The 6,518-nt window shown below is 62.0% G+C and carries 5 protein-coding genes; 2 read left to right on the forward strand and 3 right to left on the reverse strand.

Annotation, left to right across the window (positions count from 1 at the left end; genetic code table 11):
* Nucleotides 1–602 precede the first annotated feature (602 nt).
* On the forward strand, nucleotides 603–953 hold the full coding sequence (locus tag G1C94_RS03295) for a hypothetical protein (RefSeq protein WP_172144621.1): 351 nt from the start codon (nucleotides 603–605) through the stop codon (nucleotides 951–953).
* 281 nt (nucleotides 954–1,234) lie between these two features.
* Here the strand turns inward: G1C94_RS03295 and G1C94_RS03300 are convergent, their stop codons facing one another.
* Nucleotides 1,235–3,277, reverse strand: coding sequence for a DUF6020 family protein (locus G1C94_RS03300; RefSeq protein ID WP_172144623.1), 2,043 nt, complete (start codon nucleotides 3,275–3,277; stop codon nucleotides 1,235–1,237).
* A 255-nt stretch (nucleotides 3,278–3,532) separates the two neighbouring features.
* On the opposite strand from G1C94_RS03300, the gene G1C94_RS03305 reads away from it, so the two are divergent.
* Nucleotides 3,533–4,651 (forward strand): glycoside hydrolase family 88/105 protein, encoded by a 1,119-nt coding sequence (locus G1C94_RS03305; RefSeq protein ID WP_253902293.1) that lies wholly within the window; start codon nucleotides 3,533–3,535, stop codon nucleotides 4,649–4,651.
* Between the two features lie 126 nt (nucleotides 4,652–4,777).
* Here the strand turns inward: G1C94_RS03305 and G1C94_RS03310 are convergent, their stop codons facing one another.
* Nucleotides 4,778–5,647 (reverse strand): acyltransferase domain-containing protein, encoded by an 870-nt coding sequence (locus G1C94_RS03310; protein ID WP_172144625.1) that lies wholly within the window; start codon nucleotides 5,645–5,647, stop codon nucleotides 4,778–4,780.
* Nucleotides 5,648–5,713: 66 nt separating this feature from the next.
* The coding region (locus G1C94_RS03315) for a sugar kinase (protein WP_172144627.1) at nucleotides 5,714–6,518 on the reverse strand (805 nt) is incomplete at its 5' end.

Genomic DNA, 6,518 nt, shown 5'->3' on the forward strand with positions numbered 1-6,518 from the left:
AACCTGGTCACCAGCGTGGAGGATGCGATTGGCAAGAAGCTGCACGCCCGCTGGAGCAAGGTGAACGCCCTGGCGTCCACCGGCGCCACCGGCCTGACCGCCGCCCTGACGGCCCTCGCCCTGGCCGGCGCGGGTCTCGCAGCCGGTGCCCTGCGCCGCCGCCGCTCCCACTAAACCGGCAACCCGGCCGGGCTCAACCGCCCGGCCACCGGCTGGACCGGCCTAACCGACCGGCTCCGGCCACCGGTTGACGGTTTCCGAAAGGCGGGGGACATGGGGCTCGCGCCCCGCGTTCCCCCGCCTTTCCTCATATCATCTCGACCGGGCACGCCTCCCCTTTTACTGTCATTTCGACCGGAGGCCGTCAGGCCGAAGCGGAGAAATCTTCCGGCCAACGTCATAAGTATGCAAGGCAAGATTTCTCCACTCGCTGCGCTCGGTCGAAATGACAATAAGTCGAAATGACAACAACCAAATAAGGCCGCGGCCAAAACGACACGCGGCCCTTAGCCCCCCCGTGTTTGGGGTCACGAGCCTCGCGCAAGACAGCGGGACCCTCAAAAGTTTTTCAGTTCCTTACACATCGAGAAAGGCGGCCGGCAATGAGTGAGTCGCAGGTGTTTACGTCGGGTCAGCGGGCGTATTTGTCGTCGTTGGCTGCGGTGGACAGTATTGACGCGTCCTCGCGTATCCGCTACGCGGACTGGTTCCGCGTCGAGTGCATGCGCCGCTACAAGGCGGGCGAAAAACCCGCGGCCCTGTTCCGCGAGGCCGGCCTGGATCCCAAGATCGTCGGCTACAAGCGCATCGAACGCGCCTTCGCCCGCTGGAAACGCACCCCCGAACCAGTCACGCCGGAGCGCAAGCCCGTCGACCCGCGCGACCAGCTGATCGCCGCCCAGGCCCTGCGTATTCAGCAACTAGAAGAAGAGCTCCGCCTCAAACAGGAATAAACGCGCCACCCTCACGAACACAGACGTGCGAACATAACCGCGCTACCCCCAAACAGACATAAACGCGTTACTCTCAACGAACATAAACGCGCGTTACTCTCAAGCGGACACAGACGCGCTACTCTCAAACAGACACAGACGGCTTTGGGCTCGGCTGTTGTTGTGTGAGACGTAAGACTTGGCCTACCGGCCCGGAGGGTGTCGAACACGGCAACAGCCGAGCCCCAAGACACGTACATTGCTTAATCTAACCTGCTTTCCCGTTGTCTTACCGCCGGGTTCTAGTTGCCGTTACGCGTGCTAAGAACGGAACGCTCGGACTTTGCCTGTCTCCAAAACGTTAGGCACAGGAAGGCGAAGCAGAAGGCGACGGGCAGCATGTGCCGCTCGAAGTTGTTCGCCGGCGCGGTGATCATCACGCCCATCAACAGTAGCAGCGGCAGATGCCAGGAAAGCGTGCGCCAGCGGCGCAAAATCACTTCGGCTGCGCCAATCAGCAATGTGGCGATGACATAGAAATTGCCGTGCGTCACCCATCCTAACACCGGCGTTCTGCTCCAACCGCTGGCCGCATTGGCCACCCAAGCGCGCCAATCGCAGTTGATGTATTTTATCCACGTGGTGCCGAAGCGCATCTGATCATTGTTGACGTAATATTCCATCGAAATGTACGGCATATCCGCAATATCAAAATAGCCGTAGCACTTGGCCATCAGCGCATCCAACGCCACCACCGGATTGGCCTTCACGATTTCGGCCCATGCCTCGTTGAACCGCTTCATGTCTTGCGGCGTGACGGAACGCCAGCGGTAGCTTACCTTCTTTGACTGAATGCCCGAGGACTTCACAGGGTCGGCGTCCTGCGGTGTGTAGGCGTCGGCCATCTGGTCGAGATTGAATACGGGGGCGAGCTTCTGGCGCGCGGAATCGGGGATGGTTTCGGGTGCCCGTTGCGCGATGCGCGCGATCTGCTGCAACTGCACGCCGCGGCTTTCGATGGGGTCGCCGCTGATGATCAGCCCCGAGGAAATCGCCAGCGAAATGCCGCCGTGAATCAGCACAGTGGGCACCAGCAAGCCGATTATATAGATTTTCCAGCGGCGGCGGTCGGCCAACAGCGCGAGCACCAGCTCGAACAGCAGAATGTACCAGGCGTATTTCGCGCTGGCGAGCATCACCGCGTTCGCCGTGACGAGCGCCGCCAGCGTGCGCGGGGGCAACTGCCGACTGCGCTTCCGGGTGGCATCCAGCTCATACCAGATGCCGAACGCCCACAGGAACGCGAACGCGAACAGCGGCGATTTCGTCAGCGATATCGTCGAGAATACAGCCAGCGGGCAGGCCAGGAAGAATAGCAGAATCGCCGCGCGCGCTGGGGCATGTGCGGCTTGGGGGGGCAATATGGCGCGCATGCCGCATTCGGGCCGGCCGAACCGCTTGGGCGCGAAGCACCCCGCGCGTTCCGGGTGGGCGAAGTCGGCGCAATCGTTGCGGCGCAGCCACGGCAAATTGACGAAACGATGCGTGGTGGCGGTCACGCAGCCGATGGCGAACAGCCATTGCGTCGCGGCGAGCACCACTATGCCCATGTCGTTTGCGTCGGTCAGATGGCGCGATGCCGCGAGCACGGCGCCGTAGCAGATTGTCAGCACGATGTTGTGCTGGTCCGTCAGGTACGTGGGGTTGTCGGGCCACAAATAGTGCGCCGTGGGATAGATGTCCATCGGCACGAACGAGAAGAAGCCGATGTACGGCTGTTTCATCCCTGTCCACTGGTTCCAGGCCCAGCTGAATTCGCGCGCCTGGCTGCGCAGGTCCGCGCCGAACGCGGCGAACAGGGTGGTGGGAACCCACAGCCAGCCGATGAACAGCACGAGCGCGATTTTCCAGCGGCGGTCGGTGCAGCGCACGATCCAGCGCGCGAGGAAGGTGCGGATACGCGCGGCGCGCATGCCGAAGCGTGAAGCGCGGTATTTGCCGATGCTCACGCGCCAAACATCGCGCAGGGATTGCGGGACGAGGTGACGCGGCACCCGCTCGCCGGTGGTGCGGTTGGTTGCCCAGCCGAGTACGGGTTGGCGGCGCGACAGGCGCACCAAAGCCACGACGATGAACAGATAGACGGCGAACGCAAGCAGGCCGAACAGCGCGTTCACCCAGCCGAAGTCGGCAATCGAGGAGTCGTCCCAATACAGCGGCCCCACCGCCGTGCACCATGCCAGCCACAGGCACGCTGCCACGGCCAACGCCCACCGCGCAACCGCGCCAATACGCGCGAGACGGTATTTGGCAGTGGTTGTCGCGGCAGCACTCATGCCCGCCATTTTATCTCACGCCTTCTGATTGCCATGGCGCGGTGTTCCCATGGCGCGGTTTTGTTGGAATTTCAACGTTTTGTGGTGCCGTGGCGCCGGGAAAACACCGCGCCATGGGCGATAGCTGGTGTTGTGGGGAATGTTGTAAAAGGTGGGTGAGTGGTGTTGTGGAATGGGGTATAGTGAGATTAGTATTTATCAAAACGATAAATATTGGTGAATGTGCAAATAACATAGTTATCGTGAATAGACCAAGGGAGATCTATGAACATGAATGAAACGCAATCGCCGCTTGATTATGCGCAGGCCGCCGTCGAAACCATGCAGCGCAAGTACCGCGGCGCCGAGCTGCCGCCAGTGAAGCATTTCCATTACCATCAGGGCGTGTTTCTGTCCGGTGTGTACCAGACGTACCAGCTGAACGGCGACGAGCGCTACTTGCAATATATCAAGGACTGGGTCGATTCCAACGTGACCGAAAGCGGCGAGGTGCTCAATCACGACCGCAACGCCTTGGACGACATTCAGCCCGGCATTCTGCTGTTCCCGCTGTTGGAGTACACGCAGGAGCAGTGCTACCGGACGGCGCTGGACGAGCTGGTGAGCGACATCGACATCTACCCCAAGAACGACGAGGGCGGCTACTGGCACAACGACCGTGCGCCGCGTGAGATGTGGCTCGACGGCCTGTATATGGGCGGTCCGTTCATGGTCGAATACGGCGCCAGGTTCAACCGTCCCGATCTGATTAACGAGGCCGTCTTTCAGGTGAAGCTGATGCGCGAGAAGACGCGCGTCGAGACGACCGGCTTGTGGCGTCACGCCTACGACCCCGAGCGCGCCCAGCCGTGGGCCGACCCGCAAACGGGCCTGTCGCCCGAATATTGGGGCCGCTCGATGGGCTGGGTGCCGGTGGCCATTCTCAACGAGCTCGACTACATGCCGGCCAATCATCACGAGCGCGCCGCGCTTGAGACGATTGCCGGCGATTTGCTCATTTCGCTGTGCAAATACCAGGGTGAGGACGGCCGCTGGTGGCAGGTTGTGGACAAGGTTGGTGCCGCGGGCAACTGGCCCGAGAACTCCTGCACCTGCCTGTACGTCGCGGGGCTGAGCAAAGCCGTGCGCCTGGGCATTCTGCCGGCGGAATATCTGGATCGCGCCCGCCGGGGCTACCAGGGGGTCATCGATTCGTTGCGCTGGGAGGAGACGACCGACGCCGAGGGCAACGCGGCGCGCGATCTGCTGGTGGGCGATGTGTGCATCGGCACCGGCGTGGGCGATTACGACTTCTATTGCGCTCGCCCCACCAGCGTGAACGATCTGCACGGCGTGGGTGCGTTCCTGCTGATGTGCACCGAGTTTGAGATGGCGACGCGCTAGATTTGTTTTCGATTCTTGCGTGTTGTGCGTTGCGCATTGCGTGTGACGGGCGTTTGGTCGTAAGGCCGGCGCCCGTTTTATATATAACAGTATTGTTGGGTTGCACCCCCGCGGACAGCCCCCGGCCTAACGCAAAATCCCCAATCCGTCCCCGACGCTTCCGCCCGCGAGCAGATGGCGTTTCATATTGCGCTGCAACGACGTTCGCTCCGGCAAATCGGCCACGGGCAGCGGATTGGTGTTGAACACAAATTCGCGCCAATCCTCGGACGGCTCGACGCCCACCAAGGTAAAGCGCTGCTGAAATGCCAGAATCTTGCTGTTTTCGGGCAGCATCCGCTTGAGCGACGGATCCAGCATCCAGCTCTCGCATGTCGTCGGCAAAGCCAGCCATTGCGCAAAGTGCCGGCCGAGAAAAGCGTCCCTCAGCTCCAGCGACCGGTCGATGTCTTGCGCGCTCAGCGAGGCGTCGGAGGGGATGTGCAGCTTCATGCAAGGCGCGGCGCCGAATGCCGCTGGAATGTCCGAGAGGTCATAGGCGTATTCGTACTCCAGCGTGCCCAGCCGGAACAGCGCCAGGCAGAGATGATGGTACATCCAGAAATCACGGTCGAAACGATACCGCCCGAAGCGCGACAGACTCTCGCAGGTGAACCGCGTGAAATCACGCATCGTCTCGATGAAGACGCTGTCCCCGATCCCCTCCCGCGCATACAGCGGGTGCGAGTATTGCGCCGCGCAAGTCAGCATGCAATACAGCATGCCAAGCCCCTCGGTGTTGTCGACGGGCGCGGATTTGAGCCATTCCACCAGCTCTTCGCGCGCCTGCTTGCTGGTCGTCTGGTCGCTTAGGGAGCGCAACAGGGAGTCGAGTTCGGGGTTCTCGTCCGCGCAATACATGCCACGCAGCTCGAATTCGTGGAACTTATCCAGCACATAGTCGGGCATGGCAATCTCATGCGCCAGCTGCATGGTGGCAGAGCGATCCATTGACATGAAACTCCTGTTTTCGATGGTTCTATGATTCGTCGGTTCGTTGGTTCGTCAAGCAACAATTAAGCGCTACTCGGCCAGTTCCAAGCACTTCTGCGCGGCCAGGGCGAGAGCGCCGTCGATCGGCGGACGGTCGAGAATATGCAGCGTCAACGGCCTGGTGCGAACCTGCGCGAGCCGCTCACGCAACAACTGTTGCATCACAGGCTGGTGCGTGATGACACCCCCCGCGGCCACCACCGCATTGCCGACGGCACCCTGCTTGATGAGCGATTCGACGGAACCGCCGAGCACGTCGACTGCGAAGTTCAGGGTGGTTTGGGTCACATGCGAGCCGTTATTGACAGCCGCGAACACCAGCGGCGCAAGCGAACCCCATTCGGTCTCGCCGATATGCGCCCCGATCGCCAACGGCAGCTCGGTGATGGCGCGAATGTCCAAACGCTCGGCCAGCAGGGGCCACAGCGCGTCACGCGCGGCCGCGTCTTCGCCGTGCAGTGTGGCGTCGAGCAGCAGCTCGCGCACGGACTCGCGCGCCAGCGAAGGGGCGCTGCCGAAATCGCCCAACAGCCAGCCGAACCCGTAGCCCCCCGCCCGCAGCATCGTATGGTCGCTGGTCTGCCCGACGACATTCGAGCCGGTGCCCACCACCATGTTGATGCTTTCGTACATGCCGATGGCTGGCCCGAGCAATTCGGCGTCATTGACCACCATCACCGTCCCCGGGCAGCGCTGGCTCAGCAGCGAGCTTGCCGCAGCCAGCTGCTCGGGGAAGTCGGCGCCGTGAAGCCCCACGCAAATCACCGGCATGTGCGCCTGCTGCGGGTCGCCTGCCCGCTGGCTCAGTTGCCCCAGTTGCCCCAGTTGCCCCAGT

This window comes from Bifidobacterium panos, from assembly GCF_012932445.1.
Taxonomy (GTDB): Bacteria; Actinomycetota; Actinomycetes; order Actinomycetales; family Bifidobacteriaceae; genus Bifidobacterium; species Bifidobacterium panos.

Excerpts from the sequence above, each read along its gene's own strand:
- G1C94_RS03295 (WP_172144621.1), top strand. The coding sequence starts at position 603 with ATGAGTGAGTCGCAGGTGTTTACGTCGGGTCAGCGGGCGTATTTGTCG.
- G1C94_RS03300 (WP_172144623.1), bottom strand. The coding sequence starts at position 3,277 with ATGGCGGGCATGAGTGCTGCCGCGACAACCACTGCCAAATACCGTCTC.
- G1C94_RS03305 (WP_253902293.1), top strand. The coding sequence starts at position 3,533 with ATGAACATGAATGAAACGCAATCGCCGCTTGATTATGCGCAGGCCGCC.
- G1C94_RS03310 (WP_172144625.1), bottom strand. The coding sequence starts at position 5,647 with ATGTCAATGGATCGCTCTGCCACCATGCAGCTGGCGCATGAGATTGCC.